A 15,503-nucleotide genomic window follows, 5' to 3' on the forward strand; every position below is an offset into this window, starting at 1 on the left:
TGCGGTCGGCGCAGCCGGGAGACGGCATGGCGATGGCTGGCGTACGCCGGCTACGTCCGTGCCGATGCGGGTCGAGCACGTACCGAAACGGAACCTCACGCACTGGTGACGGGGCGGCGACCACGAGCCGTACGGCTGTCCGCGCTCCGGACAGGCGGACGACATACCTCCCGAGCCCGCTACCGTGGAAACACCATGAGCACACTGCACACCCCACCTGTCACGTCCGTGCCCGGCGACGACGTACCCACGCTGCTCGTCAAGATCTTCGGCAAGGACCGCCCCGGCATCACCGCAGGACTCTTCGACACGCTCGCCGCCTTCGACGTCGACGTGGTCGACATCGAGCAGGTCGTGACCCGTGGCCGGATAGTGCTGTGCGTCCTGGTCACCGCGCCCGAGGGGAACGGCGTGACGGAGGGCGAGCTCCGTTCGACCGTGCACAGTTGGGCCGACGAGCAGCGGCTCCAGGCCGAGATCATCTCCGGCGTCGGCGACAACCGTCCCCGCGGCGTCGGACGCTCGCACGTGACCGTGCTCGGGCATCCGCTGACGGCCGAGTCGACCGCCGCCATCGCGGCCCGCATCACGGGCGTGGGCGGCAACATCGACCGCATCTTCCGACTCGCCAAGTACCCGGTGACGGCCGTGGAGTTCGCGGTGTCGGGTACCGAGACCGAGCCGTTGCGCACCGCGCTGGCGCTGGAGGGCGCGGCGCTCGGCGTCGACGTGGCGGTGGTGGCCGCCGGGTTGCAGCGGCGCGCCCAGCGGCTCGTGGTGATGGACGTGGACTCGACCCTGATCCAGGACGAGGTGATCGAGCTCTTCGCGGCGCACGCCGGTTGTGAGGCCGAGGTCGCCGAGGTCACGGCGCGGGCGATGCGCGGCGAGTTGGACTTCGAGCAGTCGCTGCACGAGCGGGTGGCGCTGCTCGCCGGGCTCGATGAGTCCGTGGTGGACAAGGTCCGCTCGGAGGTGCGGCTGACGCCGGGGGCGCGGACGTTGATCCGTACGCTCAAGCACCTCGGCTACCAAGTGGGCGTGGTCTCCGGCGGGTTCACGCAGGTCACCGACGACCTCAAGGAACGGCTCGGGCTCGCCTTCGCCGCGGCGAACACCCTGGAAGTGGTGGACGGCAAGCTCACCGGCCGGGTGATCGGCGACGTCGTGGACCGGGCCGGGAAGGCCACGCTGCTGCGGCGGTTCGCCGCCGAGGCGAAGGTGCCGCTGGCGCAGACGGTGGCCATCGGCGACGGCGCCAACGACCTGGACATGCTCAACGCAGCCGGCCTCGGCGTCGCCTTCAACGCCAAGCCCGTGGTCCGTGAGGCCGCGCACACCGCCGTCAACGTCCCCTTCCTGGACACCGTGCTCTACCTGCTCGGCATCACCCGCGAAGAGGTCGAGGCCGCGCAGACGCACACGCCCGAGGACGCATAACCGCCCGCCTCGGCAGCGGCGGGGCCCGTCCGCACGGCACACGGGCCGCCCCGTAGCGCCCGTGCCGGGCCACGGTCCGCCGCCCGTACGCCGCGGTCCCCCGCATCCTCCACCCGGCCCGGAGACCGCGTCCGTGCCGCCCGAAGGCCGGGTCCGCACGCTCTGAAGGACGCCGTCCGGCGCGGTCGGTGCGCCGGACGCCTCTTCGCTCAGGCACGTGCGGCGGGCTTGCGGCCGGTCGGCCCGGGTGTACTCCGGGCCCGCCGGGCCCGCACACGGCTCCGGCTCCCGCGGGGCACCGGAGGCGCCGCGGGAGCCGGAGCGTGGTTCGGGCCGTGGTGCGTGGCCGGGGGGCGTTCCGGCGCGCCGTCAGCGTGCCGCACATCGAGCTGTCGGCCGCCGGCGCCGCGCCCCCGCGCTATTCCTGCGGCGACCAGTACGCGACGAGGCGGCCCACACCGTGCTCGACCGACTTCCAGGTGCCGGTGAAGGTGAGCACCGCGACGGCGGCGGTCGGGAAGCCGGCGCGGTTCATCCGGGCCAGGGTGTCGCCCTCGGCCTCGCCGGCCAGCGCATCGGCGAGCCCGTGCACGCCGGGGTTGTGGCCCACCAGGAGCAGTTCGTTGACGTCCTCGGGGGTCTCGTTGACCACCGCGATGAGCTCGCCGAGCGACGCCTCGTACAACCGGTCCTCGTAGACAGTCCGGGGCCGCTGCGGCAGCTCGGGCACGGCCAGCTTCCACGTTTCACGGGTGCGCAGCGCGGTGGAGCAGAGGGTGAGTTCCGGAACGATGCCGGTCGAGGCGAGCCAGCGGCCGGCGGCCGGGGCGTCCCTGCGGCCACGCTCCGCGAGGGGCCGCTCGTGATCGGATTCTTGGGACCATTCGGCCTTGGCATGCCGGAAGATGACGATCCTGCGGGGAACATCGACGCTCATGCCGTCCAGCTTCGCACGAAACGGGCCGTAAGGCGCGGGGTGTTGGGGCCCCAGCGTGGTAGTGCGAGGGATGCGGGCGGCGCCGCGGGCGGCGGCATGTGCGCTGGTACGAGCCGTGCCCGCGGGCGGAGGGAGCCCTTCCGCCCACGACCGGTGCGCCCGGCGGCAGGGACCGGGCGGCGAGCGGGAGCGGCCGGGCGGCAGACGCCCGGAACCTCGCCCTCCGCAATACGTCGACGGAGCGGGCCGCACCGCGGGGGCCACGGCGGTCGCGGTGGCGAGGAGCGCTACGCCGTAGCACCGGGGGGAGCGCCGCGCCGTGGCACCGGTGGCTGACGCGTCCCGCCACCTCGTCCCCGCATCGACGGCGGCGGACGCGGTCACCGGTGCGGCGGACGCGGCGCCGGGCCGTCGGGGGCGAGCAAGGGCGCGACCGCGGAGGTCGCACGGTCCTGACGCGGACCCGGTCCTGGCGCGGACCCGGTCCTGACGGGGCCCGGCCGGGCGGGCGGTCAGGACAGGAGGTGGACGATCGAGTCCCGCAACATGGCGGCGAACTGGGCGACGTGGCTGCTGCCGCTGTCAGCGGCGTGCGCGTCGGCCGGGCCGACCAGCATCAGCAGCAGCGCCGCGAAGACCACGGCCGGCAGCGCGATGGCCCACCACGGAAGCCGTACCTCCAGCACGTCCCGCTGCTCGCCGACGGACCGCGGCTGGGGGGACCGTCCGGCGTGGCCGTACGCAGGGGCTGCCATGGAAATCGCCTCCGGGGAACGCTGGGCGACGCGACCGCCTGCCACGGTCGCGCCCACCGCTGGTGCGCGGTGTACGTCGAACCTATGAGAGACGGCCCCTCGGGCCCATCCGGCGATCCACCCAGTTGCCCCTGAGCCTGACCCCCTAGGGGATGGTGGTGCTAGCACCACCATCCACGCGTCCACGCCGTCCGCCCCCGGGTCCGGCCCGCGGACGAGCCCGCCGGTGAGGTGCGTGTCAGGGGGAGGCGATCGTGGCGATGACGCCGATGACGACCGTGATGGCGAACATGACGCCGAGGATGGTCAGCAGCTTCTTCTGACCGTTCTGGGGGTTCGGCTCAAGGACAGACATGCGCCCAGTCTCCCACTCCCCGTTGCCGGGCCGCGCGGGGGTCACAGTTCGTTCTCCACGACGCGGTCGCGGCCCGCGAGCACCCCGGCGCCGATCTGCAACACCATCAGCCCGGCCATCAGCGCGATGGGCAGCCGCCAGCCGTCGGTGTGTTGGTAGAGCGCGCCGACGAGCAGCGGGCCCGGGATGGAGATCAGATAGCCGATGCTCTGCGCGAAGGCGGAGAGCCGCACCACGCCGCTGCTGCTCCGCGCCCTCATGCCGATCATGGTGAGGGCGAGCGGGAAGGCGCAGTTGGACAGGCCGAGGAGGAGCGCCCAGGCCCAGGCCCCGCTGGCCGGTGCGCTCCACAGCCCCGCGTACCCGGCGAGCCCGCAGCCGCCGAGCGCCACCACCAGGACGCCCTGATGTCGCAGCCGGGCGGCGAGGCGGGGCAGGACGAAGGAGAGCGGTATGCCCAGTGCCATAGTCATGGCGAGCAGCACGCCCGACGTGGAGGCGGAGACGCCCGCGTCGCGGAACATCTGCGGCATCCAGCCCATGGTGATGTACGCGCCGGTGGCCTGGAGCCCGAAGAAGACGGCGAGCGCCCAGGCGGTCGGGCTGTGCGTGATCGGGCGCCCGGACCCGCCGCCGGACGCGTCGGCAGCAGCGTCCCCAGGGCCGTCGCCAGGGCCGTCGGCCGGCTCAGCCGTGGCAGCGGGAGCCGCTGCGGAGGCGGTGGGTGCACCCGGGGAGGCGGAGGTGGCGGGCGCACCCGGGCTGGCGGACGCGCCCTCGCGCGGGGTACGGGCGGCGCCGGCGATCACCAGCCAGGGCAGGACGGCCGCGACGGCGAGCGCGCCCCACACCACGAGGCCGGCCCGCCAACTGCCGCCCAGGGCGTCGGTGACCGGGACGGTACTCGCCGCGGCGATCGAGGTACCGACGGCCAGTGCCATGGTGTAGAGGCCGGTCATCGGGCCCACCCGGTCCGGGAAGCGCCGCTTGACGATCACCGGCAGCAGGATGTTGCTCACCGCTATGCCGGCCAGGGCGAGCGCGCTGGCCAGCAGGAAGCCCACGGTGCCGCCGGCGAAGGGCCGGACCAGGACACCGAGGCCGATGGCGACCAGGCCGGCGCAGACCACGGCCTCCTGGCCCCAGCGCCGGGCCAGCCGGGGTGCGGTCAACCCGAAGGCCGCGAAGCACAGGGCCGGCATCGAGGTGAGCGCGCCGGCGACGGTGCCGCTCATCCCGAGCCCGTCCCGCACCTCTTCGAGCAGCGCGCCGAGGCTGGTGATGGCGGGCCTGAGGTTCAGGGCGGCGAGGACGAGACCGGCGATGAGCAGGTGGCGCTGCCACGGCCGCCCGGGCGTGGCCGGCCCGCCCGCCGCCGGGGTATCGACGGCATCCGCTGCGGGTGCCGTACCCGCGGCTGCCGGGGCGTCCTGGACGTCCACGGCCGTGGAGGTGCCGGCGGCAGGGGGCCGGCCGGCCGTCGGCCCGGGCCCGCCGCGCCGGACGGGTGGGCGGCCGTCCCGCGCAAGGTCGTCGTCTGTCATGAAAGCCATCATAGAATCATGGGATGAATGCCTGTCCAGTCGATAAGCGGACCCCACGGGCCCGCCGATCGGTCCCACCCGTACAGCCATCCGTGCAGCCACCCGCACCGGCCCGGCGGACGGCCGTGACACCGGCCCCGCGGACGAGTACGACGCCGGCGCCGTGGCCGACCACGTCCCCAGGGCCGCGGGCGAGTACGGCACCGGCCCCGCGGACGGTCGCGGCACCGGGCCCGCGAACGACCGCGGCGCCATCCCCCGAGCCCGCACAGCCCGGCCCCACGCGGTCCAGCCCCGCCCCCGCGCACCCCACCCCCGCACCGCGCCCCGGCCCCCGCGCGGCATCATGGGGGCTTCGCCAGCCCACCAGCCGCCCCCGCCCAGGAGAGCCATGCCGCTGACCTCGCCCCGGCGTTCCGCGCTCGCCGATCAGGTGATCGCCCAGCTCCGTGCCCAGATCACCAGCGGCGAATGGCCGGTCGGCTCGCGCATCCCGACCGAACCCGAGCTCGTCGAGCAGCTCGGCGTGGCCCGTAACACCGTCCGCGAGGCGGTCCGCGCCCTCGCGCACAACGGTCTGCTCGACATCCGGCAGGGCTCGGGCACCTACGTGGTCGCCACCAGCGAGTTGGCCGGCGTGATGAACCGCAGGTTCGCCGACGCCGACCCGCTGCACATCGCCGAGTTGCGCAGCGCCCTTGAGGCGGAGGCGGCCAGGCTGGCCGCGCGGCGGCGCACCGACCAGGACATGCACCAGCTCACCGCCCTGTTGGAGCGGCGCGAACTGGCCTGGGAGTCGGGGGACGCGGAGAGCTTCGTGGAGGCCGACGGCTCGCTCCACATGGCCGTGGTCGCCGCGTCCCACAACGACGTGCTGGCCCAGTTGTACGCGGACCTCGGCATGGTGCTGATCTCGTTCCTCCGGGCCGGTGTCGGGGAACGGTTGCGCCCCGAGTCGTACGTGGACCACGCCCGGCTGGTGGCTGCCATCCGCGACCGGGACGAGGCGCGGGCCGCCGCCGAGGCGAGCGCGCATCCCTACAGTTGCCACGTCTCCGAGGACGGGCGGCACGTCGTACGGGAGGGCAGCGGGGGCTGACGCGTGCCCCGCGGTGTTGCCGGCCCGGGCCGTGGTCGGTGCGGCTCAGGCGTGTGTGATCCAGACCCCCCGGATCTCCATCCAGCAGCGGTCGGCGAGGGTCACGGCGCGGGCCGGGCCCACCTCGACGGGGCGGCCGTCCACGTCCGGGTCCCACCAGCGGGCGCACTCCACGTGCAGTTGGACGCGGTCCGCGTCGGCGTCCGGGTTGAAGCAGACGGCGGTGGCCAGGCTGCCGCGTACCGAGGTCCGGCACTCCGCCTCGGTCGGCGCGGCATCGGCCGGTGGGACCAGTAGGGCGCACAGGCCGGCCGTGGCGAGTGCGACGGCGGCCGTCCGGCGGCGGGACACGGTCACGCCGACACCTCCGGGCCAGGCCGGGGGTCGCTCCCCCGGCTCTCCCACAGTGTCGCCGGGGCGGCGCCGGTGCACGACTTGAGACGCCGGACGCCCGCTCCGCCAGGAGGGCGAAGCGGGCGTCGGGCGCGAGCGGGGGGGGCCAGCCGAGGGTCAGGCACCCATCATGTGCACGCCACCGTCGACGTGGACGACCTCGCCGGTGGTCTTCGGGAAGAAGTCGGACAGCAGCCCGACCACGCCGCGGCCGGCGGGCTCCGGGTCGGAGAGGTCCCAGCCGATCGGCGCGCGGTGGTTCCAAACGTCGGCCAGTTCCTCGAAGCCCGGGATGGACTTGGCGGCCATCGACTTGATCGGGCCGGCCGAGATCATGTTGCAGCGGATGTTCTTGGCACCCAGGTCACGGGCGAGGTAGCGGCCGGTGGACTCCAGCGCGGCCTTCGCGACGCCCATCCAGTCGTACTTCGGCCAGGCGATCGAGCCGTCGAAGGTGATGCCGACGATGGAGCCGCCACGCTCCTCCATGAGCGGCAGGCAGGCCGTGGTCAGCGACTTCAGCGAGTACGACGAGACGTGCAGCGCCGTCGAGACGTCGTCCCAGCTCGCCTCCAGGAAGTTGAACGCGCCCTGGGGGCCGAAGGCGATCGAGTGCACGATGCCGTCCAGGCCGGTGTCGTCGCTGGAGTGCTCGCGGATCTTGTCCGCGAGGGTGTCCAGGTGCTCCTGGTTCTGCACGTCGAGCTCGATGACCGGCGCGGGCTTGGGCAGCCGCTTGGCGATCCGCTGCACCAGCGTGATCCGGCCGAAGCCGGTCAGGATGACCTCGGCGCCCTCCTCCTGCGCCACCTTGGCGGCGTGGAAGGCGATCGAGTGGTCGGTGAGGACGCCGGTGACCAGGATGCGCTTGCCTGCGAGGATTCCACTCATGTCGTTCAGTGACCCATGCCCAATCCGCCGTCGACGGGAATGACGGCTCCAGTGATGTACGCGGCCTCGTCGGAGGCCAGGAAGCGGACCGAGGCAGCGATCTCCTCAGCCTGGGCGTAGCGGCCCAGGGGTACCTGCTTCACGATGCCCTCCCGCTGCTCGTCGCTGAGCGCCCGGGTCATGTCCGTGTCGACGAAGCCGGGGGCGACGACGTTCACGGTGATGTTGCGCGACCCGAGTTCGCGGGCGAGGGAGCGGGCGAAGCCCACCAGACCGGCCTTGGAGGCGGCGTAGTTCGCCTGCCCCGCGGAGCCGAGGAGGCCCACGACGGAGGAGATCAGCACGATGCGGCCCTTGCGGGCGCGCAGCATGGCGCGGTTGGCGCGCTTGACGACGCGGAAGGTGCCGGTGAGGTTGGTCTCAAGGACCGTGCTGAAGTCCTCCTCCGACATCCGCATCAGCAGTTGGTCACGGGTCACGCCGGCGTTGGCGACCAGCACCTCGACCGGGCCCTGCTTCTCCTCGATCTCCTTGTACGCCTGCTCGACCTGCTCCGGCTCGGTGATGTCGCACTTGACGGCGAGGAACCCGGCCGGGGGCTCGCCGGAGCGGTAGGTGATGGCGACCTTGTCCCCCGCGTCGGCGAACGCGCGGGCGATGGCGAGGCCGATGCCCCGGTTTCCTCCGGTGACGAGAACCGAGCGGCTCAAGGGTTCACCCTTTCGATCAGCGGTCTGGATACCCCGAAAACTATCGGTCCTGAGGCCACAACGGGGAAGCCGCCTCCCACAGGGGCGTACGGCGCGCGCTGTGGGGTCCCTACAGAAGACGGTACGGACGGCCTCCGGTCCGCCGCGAGCAGGGCCGACCACGCTCCGTGATCGCCGGGCCACGTGGCCCGGCGGGGGCCCGCCGCGGGTGGGCCGCACGTTGTGGCAGGGGCGCCGGGACCGGGCCGGCTGCCGCACCGCAGCACCCGGTCGGGCGCTGCGCCAAAACCGTGCCGGGGCGGCGAGGCCGCGTGATTCACTGCGATCACGAATCGAGTCATGGAGAAGGTGAGGCGCCCGTGGCGCACGAGATTGATGAGACCTTCCTCGCACTGCCGTTGCGCGCGCTGGCCGATGCGGCGCTCGCCCGGGCCCGGGCGCTCGGCGCCGCGCACGCGGACTTCCGCTTCGAGCGGGTGCGCAGCGCGTCGTGGCGGTTGCGCGATGCCAAGCTGGCCGGCTCCTCCGACAGCACGGAGCTCGGGTACGCGGTGCGCGTGGTGCACGGCGGGGCCTGGGGCTTCGCCTCCGGCGTGGACCTGACGATGGACGCGGCGGCCCGGGTGGCCGGCCAGGCGGTGGCGATGGCCAAGCTGTCCGCGCAGGTCAGCAAGGCGGCCGGGGCCAGCGACGCGGTGGAGCTGGCGGCCGAGCCGGTACATGCGGACCAGACCTGGGTCTCCGCGTACGAGATCGACCCGTTCAGCGTGCCGGACGCGGACAAGACCGGGCTGCTGGCGCAGTGGAGCGAGCGGCTGCTGGCCGCCGACGGCGTGGCGCACGCGGACGCGTCGCTGCTGACGGTGCACGAGAACAAGTTCTACGCGGACACCGCGGGCACCGTGACCACCCAGCAGCGGGTGCGGCTGCACCCGACGCTGACAGCGGTGGCGGTGGACCCGGCGACGGGCGAGTTCGACTCGATGCGCACCCTGGCGCCGCCGGTCGGCCGCGGCTGGGAGTACCTGACGGGCACCGGCTGGGACTGGGACGCGGAGCTCGCGGGCATTCCCGACCTGCTGGCCGAGAAGATGCGCGCCCCCGCGGTCGAAGCGGGCACGTACGACCTGGTCGTCGACCCGTCCAACCTGTGGCTGACCATCCACGAGTCGATCGGCCACGCCACCGAGCTGGACCGCGCGCTGGGGTACGAGGCGGCGTACGCGGGCACCTCGTTCGCCACCTTCGACCAACTGGGCACGCTGGCGTACGGCTCGCCGATCATGAACGTGACCGGGGACCGCACCGCCGAGCACGGGCTCGCCACCATCGGCTTCGACGACGAGGGGGTGGCCGCGCAGTCCTGGGACCTGGTCAAGGGCGGCACCCTGGTCGGCTACCAGCTCGACCGCAGGATCGCCGCGCTGACCGGCTTCGAGCGCTCCAACGGCTGCGCGTACGCCGACTCGCCCGGTCACGTACCGGTGCAGCGGATGGCGAACGTCTCGCTCCAGCCGGCGCCGGACGGGCCCTCCACCGACGAGCTGATCGGGGACGTGGAGCGCGGCATCTACGTGGTGGGTGACCGGTCCTGGTCGATCGACATGCAGCGGTACAACTTCCAGTTCACGGGACAGCGCTTCTTCAAGATCGAGAACGGCCGGCTGGCCGGTCAGCTCCGTGACGTGGCCTACCAGGCGACCACCACCGACTTCTGGGGCTCGATGAGCGCGGTCGGCGGCCCGCAGACGTACGTCCTCGGCGGGGCGTTCAACTGCGGCAAGGCCCAGCCGGGCCAGGTCGCCGCCGTCTCGCACGGCTGCCCCTCCGCGCTGTTCCGCAATGTGAACATCCTGAACACCACGCAGGAGGCCGGGCGATGAGCGCCACTCCCCACAGCAGCACCCCGCACGAGATCGTCGAACGCACCCTTGAGCTCTCCCGCGCCGACGGCTGCGTGGTAATCGCGGACGAGCACTCAAGCGCCAATCTGCGCTGGGCCCGCAACGCGCTGACCACCAACGGCGTCACCCGCGGCCGTACGCTCACGGTGATCGCCACGGTCGACGGCGGCCAGGGCACCGCGACCGGCGTGGTGACGCGGTCCGCGGTGACCGCCGACGACCTGGAGCCGCTGGTGCGCGCCGCGGAGGCGGCGGCCCGCGAGGCCGGCCCGGCCGAGGATGCGGGGCCGCTGGTCGGTGGCGGTGCGCCGGCGGCGGACTTCACCGCGGCGCCGGCCGAGACCTCCTCCGCGGTGTTCGCGGACTTCGCACCGGCGCTGGGCGAGGCGTTCGGCCGGGCCCGTGCGGCAGACCGCGAGCTGTACGGCTTCGCCTCGCACACGCTGGTCTCCAGTTACCTCGGCAGCTCGACCGGGCTGCGGCTGCGGCACGACCAGCCCACCGGCACCCTGGAGCTGAACGGCAAGGCGCCGGGCGCCGATGCCGCCGCGGCCCCGCGCTCGGCCTGGGTCGGCCGCGCCACCAGGGACTTCACCGATGTGGACCCGCTGGCCCTGGACGCCGAGCTGGCCCAGCGGCTGGGCTGGGCGAAGCGTCGTACGGAGCTGGCGGCCGGCCGGTACGAGACGGTGCTGCCGCCGACGGCCGTGGCCGACCTGCTGATCTACCAGCTCTGGTCCTCGTCGGGCCGGGACGCGAGCGAGGGCCGCACGGTCTTCAGCAAGCCGGGGGGCGGCACCCGGGTCGGGGACCGGCTCTCGGCGCTGCCGCTCACGCTGCGCAGCGACCCGGCGGAGGCGGGCCTTGAGTGCGCGCCGTTCGTCCTCGCGCACAGCTCCGGGGGCGATGCGTCGGTGTTCGACAACGGGCTGCCGCTCGGCGCCACGGAGTGGATCAAGGACGGGGTGCTGGAGCGGCTGGTGACCAGTCGGCACGGCGCCCGGCTGACGGGGCTGCCGGTGGCGCCTGCGGTGGACAACCTGATCTTGGACGGGGGCGGCTCCAGGTCGCTCACCGAGCTGGTGGCCGATCTCGGGCACGACGGGCCGGCGCTGCTGCTGACCTGCTTGTGGTACATCCGCGAGGTGGACCCGGCGACGCTGCTGCTGACCGGGCTGACCCGGGACGGGGTCTATCTGGTCGAGGGCGGCGAGGTGACCGGCGAGGTGAACAACTTCCGGTTCAACGAGTCGCCGGTGGACCTGCTCTCGCGCGCCAGCGAGGTGGGGCGCACCGAGCCCACGCTGCCGCGCGAGTGGGGCGACTGGTTCACCCGGGCCGCGATGCCCGCGCTGCGGGTCCCCGATTTCAACATGAGCTCGGTCAGCCAGGGCGTATAACCTCGTGGGCACGGCGAGCCGGCCCACCGCGGCCGGCTCGGCGCCTTCCCTGACGTTCACCAAGGAGATACGAGAACCGTGACGGACATCGTCGATGACCTGAAGTGGCGTGGGCTCTTCGCCCAGTCCACGGACGAGGACGCTTTGCGCAAGGCCCTCGCGGACGGTCCCGTCACGTTCTATTGCGGCTTCGACCCGACCGCGGCGTCGCTGCACGTGGGCCATCTGGTGCAGGTGCTCACGATGCGCCGGTTGCAGCGGGCGGGGCACCGGCCGCTGGCGCTGGTGGGCGGGGCGACCGGGCAGATCGGCGACCCGCGGCCGACCGCCGAGCGGACGCTGAACGACCCGGCGACGGTCGCCGCCTGGGTGACGCGGCTGCGCGCCCAGATCGAGCCGTTCCTGACCTTCACGGGCGAGAACGCGGCCGTGCTGGTGAACAACCTGGACTGGACCGGCGGCCTGTCCGCGATCGAGTTCCTGCGCGACATCGGCAAGCACTTCCGGGTCAACAAGATGCTCACCAAGGACTCGGTGGCCCGCCGCCTCGAATCCGAGCAGGGCATCAGCTACACCGAGTTCAGCTACCAGCTGCTCCAGGGCATGGACTTCCTTGAGCTGTACCGCCGGCACGGCTGCACGCTCCAGCAGGGCGGCAGCGACCAGTGGGGCAACCTCACGGCCGGGATCGACCTGATCCACCGCCTGGAGCCGGAGGCGGCGGTGCACGCGCTGGCCACGCCGCTGATGACGAAGGCGGACGGCACCAAGTTCGGCAAGACCGAGGGCGGCGCGGTCTGGCTGGACGCGGAGATGACCACCCCGTACGCCTTCTACCAGTTCTGGCTCAACGTGGACGACCGGGACGTCAACCGGTACGCCCGCATCCTGTCCTTCAAGGGGCGGGAGGAGCTGGAGGAGCTGGAGCGGCTGACCGAGGAGCGGCCCCAGGCGCGGGCGGCGCAGCGGGCGCTGGCCGAGGAGCTGACGACGCTGGTGCACGGCGCCGACCAGTGCGCCGCGGTGATCGCCGCCTCCCGGGCGCTGTTCGGCCAGGGCGATCTGACCGGGCTCGACCCGGCGACGCTCAGTGCCGCGCTGCGGGAGCTGCCGCACGCGCGGATGACGACGCTGGCCCCGGTGGTGGACCTGTTCGCCGCGGTGGGCCTGGTCGCGAGCAAGTCGGCCGCCCGGCGGACGGTCAAGGAGGGCGGCGCGTACGTGAACAACGTCAAGATCACCTCCGAGGACGCGGAGCTGGACGAGGCGGACCTGTTGCACGGGCGCTGGCTGGTGCTGCGGCGCGGCAAGAAGAACCTGGCCGCGATCGAGGTCGCGGCCGACTGACGCGGCGGGCGCGGCGGTGCGACGGGGGTGCCGCGGGCGCGGCGCGCCGTCGCACCGGGCCGGTCCCCCGGCAGATGACCGGCCCGGCAGGCCCGCGCCGCTCGTGCGCGGGCCCGGCCGTGGCCACGTGTAGCGGGCCCGGTCCTCGCTGCGATCGCCGGCCCGGCCGTGGCTCCCACGACCGGGCCGGCGACCTGCGGTTTCGCCAGTCTCTCAGTGGCGTTTGCCCTTGACCGAGGCCCAGAGCGAATCGCCCACTCCGACGACGAGTACCGCACCACCCAGTTGGAGCAGGTGACGGATCCAGTCGATGCCCTTGGTGTCGTCGACCCCGATCCCGGCCGCGACGCTGTTGCCGATGATGGACCCGATGATGCCGAAGATGATCGTCAACCAGATCGGGATGTTCTGCTTGCCGGGGAGAATGGCCTTGGCCAGCAGGCCGAGCACCAGGCCCACGATGATGGCCCACAACCAGCTCATGTCGCCTCCTCAGTGCGGCGCGGGTGTACGCGTCCCGCCCCTCAGTCTCCGACCGCACGGCCTACGCCGCATGTCGGAGGGCGACCTCCACCGGACGGCGGGGTGGGATGGGCCGGCCGGGGCGTGCCCCGGTCTCGTACCCGCATCGGCCCGGGCGTACCGTTGAGCGTGTTCGGAGTCGGGTACGTCGACCCGTCAGGTGGGTGATGGAGCGAGATGCGGAAGCGCAGCGGATCGGAAGTCTTCCGGATCACCGGGGCCAGGCAGGGGCTGGCCGATGACGTACGGGGCAGACAGCGGCGCTATGTGATCTCCATGTCGGTGCGCACCCTCTCGGTCGTGCTGGCCGCGGTGCTGTGGAACGTCGAGCGCCATGTCGCCTTCGTCGCCCTCGGGTTGGGCATCCTGCTGCCGTACTTCTCGGTGGTGATCGCCAATGCGGGGCGGGAGAACGTCCCGCGGCTGCCGTCGACCTTCGTTCCGGCGCCCTCCCGGCCGGCGCTGATGGACGCTCCTCGGCCGGCCGAACCGGAATCCGGACAGGACCACGGCGCATCCGCGACCGGCGAGACGCGGGAGCACCGGGGCTGACCTGCGACGGCAGGGTTACCTCAAGAAAACCTCAGATCAATCGTGCGGTTCCGCTGCACCGCGGCGGGTCCCCCGTGACATACTTCGTAGGCGCTCCGCATCCCCCGTCGGAGCGACGGACCGACGCCGGGCGGCTCCCCCCGTGGCTGCCCGGCGTCGCCATGTCTGGACCCGTGTCGAGCGGCATCGGCCGTCACGTAGGGTCGGGGTCGTGAACTCGTCCGACTCCACAGACGCCATCTGCTCAGCCAAAGGTTGCCGCGAGGCCGCGATCTGGGTGCTCGCCTGGAACAACCCGAAGCTGCACACCCCCGAGCGCCGCAAGACCTGGCTGGCCTGTCCCGAGCACCGCGAGTACCTCGCCAACTTCCTCGGCATCCGCGGCTTCCTGAAGGACGTCGTGCCGCTCGACGAGTGGTCAGCCTCCGATCGCTGACATCGGCCGCTGCGGCTGGAGGAAGGTCGGGTCGTCCAGGCCCGAGCCCGCCTTCTTGCCCCACGTGGCGAGCCGCCACCGCTCGGCGACCTCGGCGTCGCTGGTCCCGGAGCGCAGTGCGGCGCGCAGGTCGGTCTCCTCGCGGGCGAACAGACAGGTGCGCACCTGACCGTCGGCGGTGATCCGGGTGCGGTCGCAGGCCCGGCAGAAGGGCCGGGTGACGGAGGCGATGACGCCCACCCGCGCCGGGCCGCCGTCCACCAGCCAGCGCTCGGCCGGCGCTGAGCCGCGGTCGTCCGCGTCCTCGGGCGTGAGGTCGAAGCGGGTGCGCAGGCTGGCCAGGATGTCGCCGGCGGTGATCATGCCTTCGCGGCGCCAGCCGTGTTGTGCATCCAGCGGCATCTGCTCGATGAAGCGCAGTTCGTAGTGGTGCTCGATGGCCCAGGCCAGCAGGTCGGGGGCCTCGTCGTCGTTCTGGCCCGGCATCAGCACCGCATTGACCTTGACCGGCGCGAGCCCGGCGGCCTGGGCCGCGGCGAGCCCGTCGAGCACGTCCTGGTGGCGCTTGCGCCGGGCCATGGCCTGGAAGACGTCGGGGCGCAGCGTGTCCAGCGAGACGTTGACCCGGTCCAGGCCCGCGTCGCGCAGCGCGCTGGCGCACCGGCCGAGGCCGATGCCGTTGGTGGTGAGGGAGAGCTGGGGGCGGGGGGTGAGGGCGGCGCAGCGTTCGACGATGGAGACCAGGCCGGGGCGGAGCAGCGGCTCGCCGCCGGTGAAGCGGACCTCGGTGACGCCGAGGTCGGTCACGGCTATGGAGACCAGTCGGACGATCTCGTCGTCGGTGAGGAGGTCGGGCTTGGCCAGCCAGCTCAGCCCCTCCTCCGGCATGCAGTAGGTGCAGCGGAGATTGCAGCGGTCGGTGAGGGACACCCGAAGGTCGGTGGCGGTCCGACCGTAGGTATCGAGCAGCATGTGGCGACCCTTCTCACGTATTGCGCATCCTGGCGTTGCCAGTGGGCCTCCTGTGACCGGAGATCCCTACGCCAAGTGTCCCGCAGCGTACGCGATCCTTCGGATTCCCCACGGAAAGATGGCCAGCGCTATGCCATCCCACTGCCGCAGCTTGGCTTCCCTTGGGGAGCTACGGGGGGTGGGGCGGGGTTCGGCCCCCGGCCGCTGAAGGACGGCGGGGGGGGGGGGGGGGGGGGGGGGGGGGGG

The 15,503-nt window shown here is 72.9% G+C and carries 16 protein-coding genes; 7 read left to right on the forward strand and 9 right to left on the reverse strand.

Annotated features, from left to right (window positions below):
- Nucleotides 1-195 precede the first annotated feature (195 nt).
- The gene (serB, locus tag ACMA1D_RS01465) at nt 196-1,440 is read left to right on the forward strand and encodes a phosphoserine phosphatase SerB (RefSeq protein WP_414721998.1); all 1,245 of its coding nucleotides are present in this window, start codon (nt 196-198) and stop codon (nt 1,438-1,440) included.
- Nucleotides 1,441-1,858: 418 nt separating this feature from the next.
- Here serB and ACMA1D_RS01470 read toward each other — a convergent pair whose 3' ends face one another.
- From ACMA1D_RS01470 to ACMA1D_RS01485, 4 genes are all read right to left on the reverse strand, one after another.
- A complete protein-coding gene (locus tag ACMA1D_RS01470; RefSeq protein WP_414721999.1) occupies nt 1,859-2,377 on the reverse strand; it encodes a SixA phosphatase family protein in 519 nt (172 codons plus the stop codon).
- A 512-nt stretch (nt 2,378-2,889) separates the two neighbouring features.
- The gene (locus ACMA1D_RS01475) at nt 2,890-3,132 is read right to left on the reverse strand and encodes a hypothetical protein (protein WP_414722000.1); all 243 of its coding nucleotides are present in this window, start codon (nt 3,130-3,132) and stop codon (nt 2,890-2,892) included.
- Nucleotides 3,133-3,370: 238 nt separating this feature from the next.
- The gene (locus ACMA1D_RS01480) at nt 3,371-3,487 is read right to left on the reverse strand and encodes an SGM_5486 family transporter-associated protein (protein ID WP_349991824.1); all 117 of its coding nucleotides are present in this window, start codon (nt 3,485-3,487) and stop codon (nt 3,371-3,373) included.
- A gap of 41 nt (nt 3,488-3,528) precedes the next feature.
- Complete coding sequence (locus ACMA1D_RS01485; protein WP_414722001.1) at nt 3,529-5,031, reverse strand: CynX/NimT family MFS transporter; 1,503 nt, start codon at nt 5,029-5,031, stop codon at nt 3,529-3,531.
- Between the two features lie 391 nt (nt 5,032-5,422).
- Between ACMA1D_RS01485 and ACMA1D_RS01490 the strand changes: the two genes are divergently transcribed.
- On the forward strand, nt 5,423-6,130 hold the full coding sequence (locus ACMA1D_RS01490; RefSeq protein WP_414722002.1) for a FadR/GntR family transcriptional regulator: 708 nt from the start codon (nt 5,423-5,425) through the stop codon (nt 6,128-6,130).
- 45 nt (nt 6,131-6,175) lie between these two features.
- Here ACMA1D_RS01490 and ACMA1D_RS01495 read toward each other — a convergent pair whose 3' ends face one another.
- From ACMA1D_RS01495 to fabG, 3 genes are all read right to left on the reverse strand, one after another.
- A complete protein-coding gene (locus tag ACMA1D_RS01495; protein WP_414722003.1) occupies nt 6,176-6,487 on the reverse strand; it encodes a hypothetical protein in 312 nt (103 codons plus the stop codon).
- A gap of 153 nt (nt 6,488-6,640) precedes the next feature.
- Nucleotides 6,641-7,414, reverse strand: coding sequence for an enoyl-ACP reductase FabI (fabI, locus tag ACMA1D_RS01500; protein ID WP_349994211.1), 774 nt, complete (start codon nt 7,412-7,414; stop codon nt 6,641-6,643).
- Between the two features lie 5 nt (nt 7,415-7,419).
- Nucleotides 7,420-8,124: a 3-oxoacyl-[acyl-carrier-protein] reductase gene (fabG, locus tag ACMA1D_RS01505; protein ID WP_414722004.1), complete on the reverse strand. Its 705-nt coding sequence runs from the start codon at nt 8,122-8,124 to the stop codon at nt 7,420-7,422.
- A gap of 359 nt (nt 8,125-8,483) precedes the next feature.
- Between fabG and ACMA1D_RS01510 the strand changes: the two genes are divergently transcribed.
- The 3 genes from ACMA1D_RS01510 to tyrS all read left to right on the forward strand — a co-directional run bounded on the left by ACMA1D_RS01510 (nt 8,484) and on the right by tyrS (nt 12,775).
- Nucleotides 8,484-10,007 carry a TldD/PmbA family protein gene (locus tag ACMA1D_RS01510; protein WP_414722005.1) on the forward strand — a complete coding sequence of 508 codons (1,524 nt, stop codon included), beginning with the start codon at nt 8,484-8,486 and terminating at the stop codon, nt 10,005-10,007.
- Nucleotides 10,004-11,428 (forward strand): metallopeptidase TldD-related protein, encoded by a 1,425-nt coding sequence (locus ACMA1D_RS01515; RefSeq protein ID WP_414722006.1) that lies wholly within the window; start codon nt 10,004-10,006, stop codon nt 11,426-11,428. Before ACMA1D_RS01510 ends, ACMA1D_RS01515 begins: the two co-directional genes overlap by 4 nt.
- A 78-nt stretch (nt 11,429-11,506) precedes the next feature.
- On the forward strand, nt 11,507-12,775 hold the full coding sequence (gene tyrS / locus ACMA1D_RS01520) for a tyrosine--tRNA ligase (protein ID WP_414722007.1): 1,269 nt from the start codon (nt 11,507-11,509) through the stop codon (nt 12,773-12,775).
- 213 nt (nt 12,776-12,988) lie between these two features.
- Here tyrS and ACMA1D_RS01525 read toward each other — a convergent pair whose 3' ends face one another.
- Nucleotides 12,989-13,258, reverse strand: a complete 270-nt coding sequence (locus ACMA1D_RS01525; RefSeq protein WP_349996273.1) for a GlsB/YeaQ/YmgE family stress response membrane protein — start codon at nt 13,256-13,258, stop codon at nt 12,989-12,991.
- 216 nt (nt 13,259-13,474) lie between these two features.
- Here ACMA1D_RS01525 and ACMA1D_RS01530 point away from each other — a divergent pair, with 216 nt between their 5' ends.
- The gene (locus ACMA1D_RS01530) at nt 13,475-13,849 is read left to right on the forward strand and encodes a DUF3099 domain-containing protein (RefSeq protein ID WP_414722008.1); all 375 of its coding nucleotides are present in this window, start codon (nt 13,475-13,477) and stop codon (nt 13,847-13,849) included.
- 211 nt (nt 13,850-14,060) lie between these two features.
- Complete coding sequence (locus ACMA1D_RS01535) at nt 14,061-14,285, forward strand: hypothetical protein (RefSeq protein WP_349996270.1); 225 nt, start codon at nt 14,061-14,063, stop codon at nt 14,283-14,285.
- Here ACMA1D_RS01535 and moaA read toward each other — a convergent pair.
- On the reverse strand, nt 14,268-15,257 hold the full coding sequence (moaA, locus tag ACMA1D_RS01540; protein ID WP_414722009.1) for a GTP 3',8-cyclase MoaA: 990 nt from the start codon (nt 15,255-15,257) through the stop codon (nt 14,268-14,270). The genes ACMA1D_RS01535 and moaA overlap by 18 nt on opposite strands.
- Between the last annotated feature and the right edge of the window lie 246 nt (nt 15,258-15,503).

It is taken from the genome of Streptomyces sp. 796.1, assembly GCF_047525675.1.
Lineage (GTDB): Bacteria > Actinomycetota > Actinomycetes > Streptomycetales > Streptomycetaceae > Streptomyces.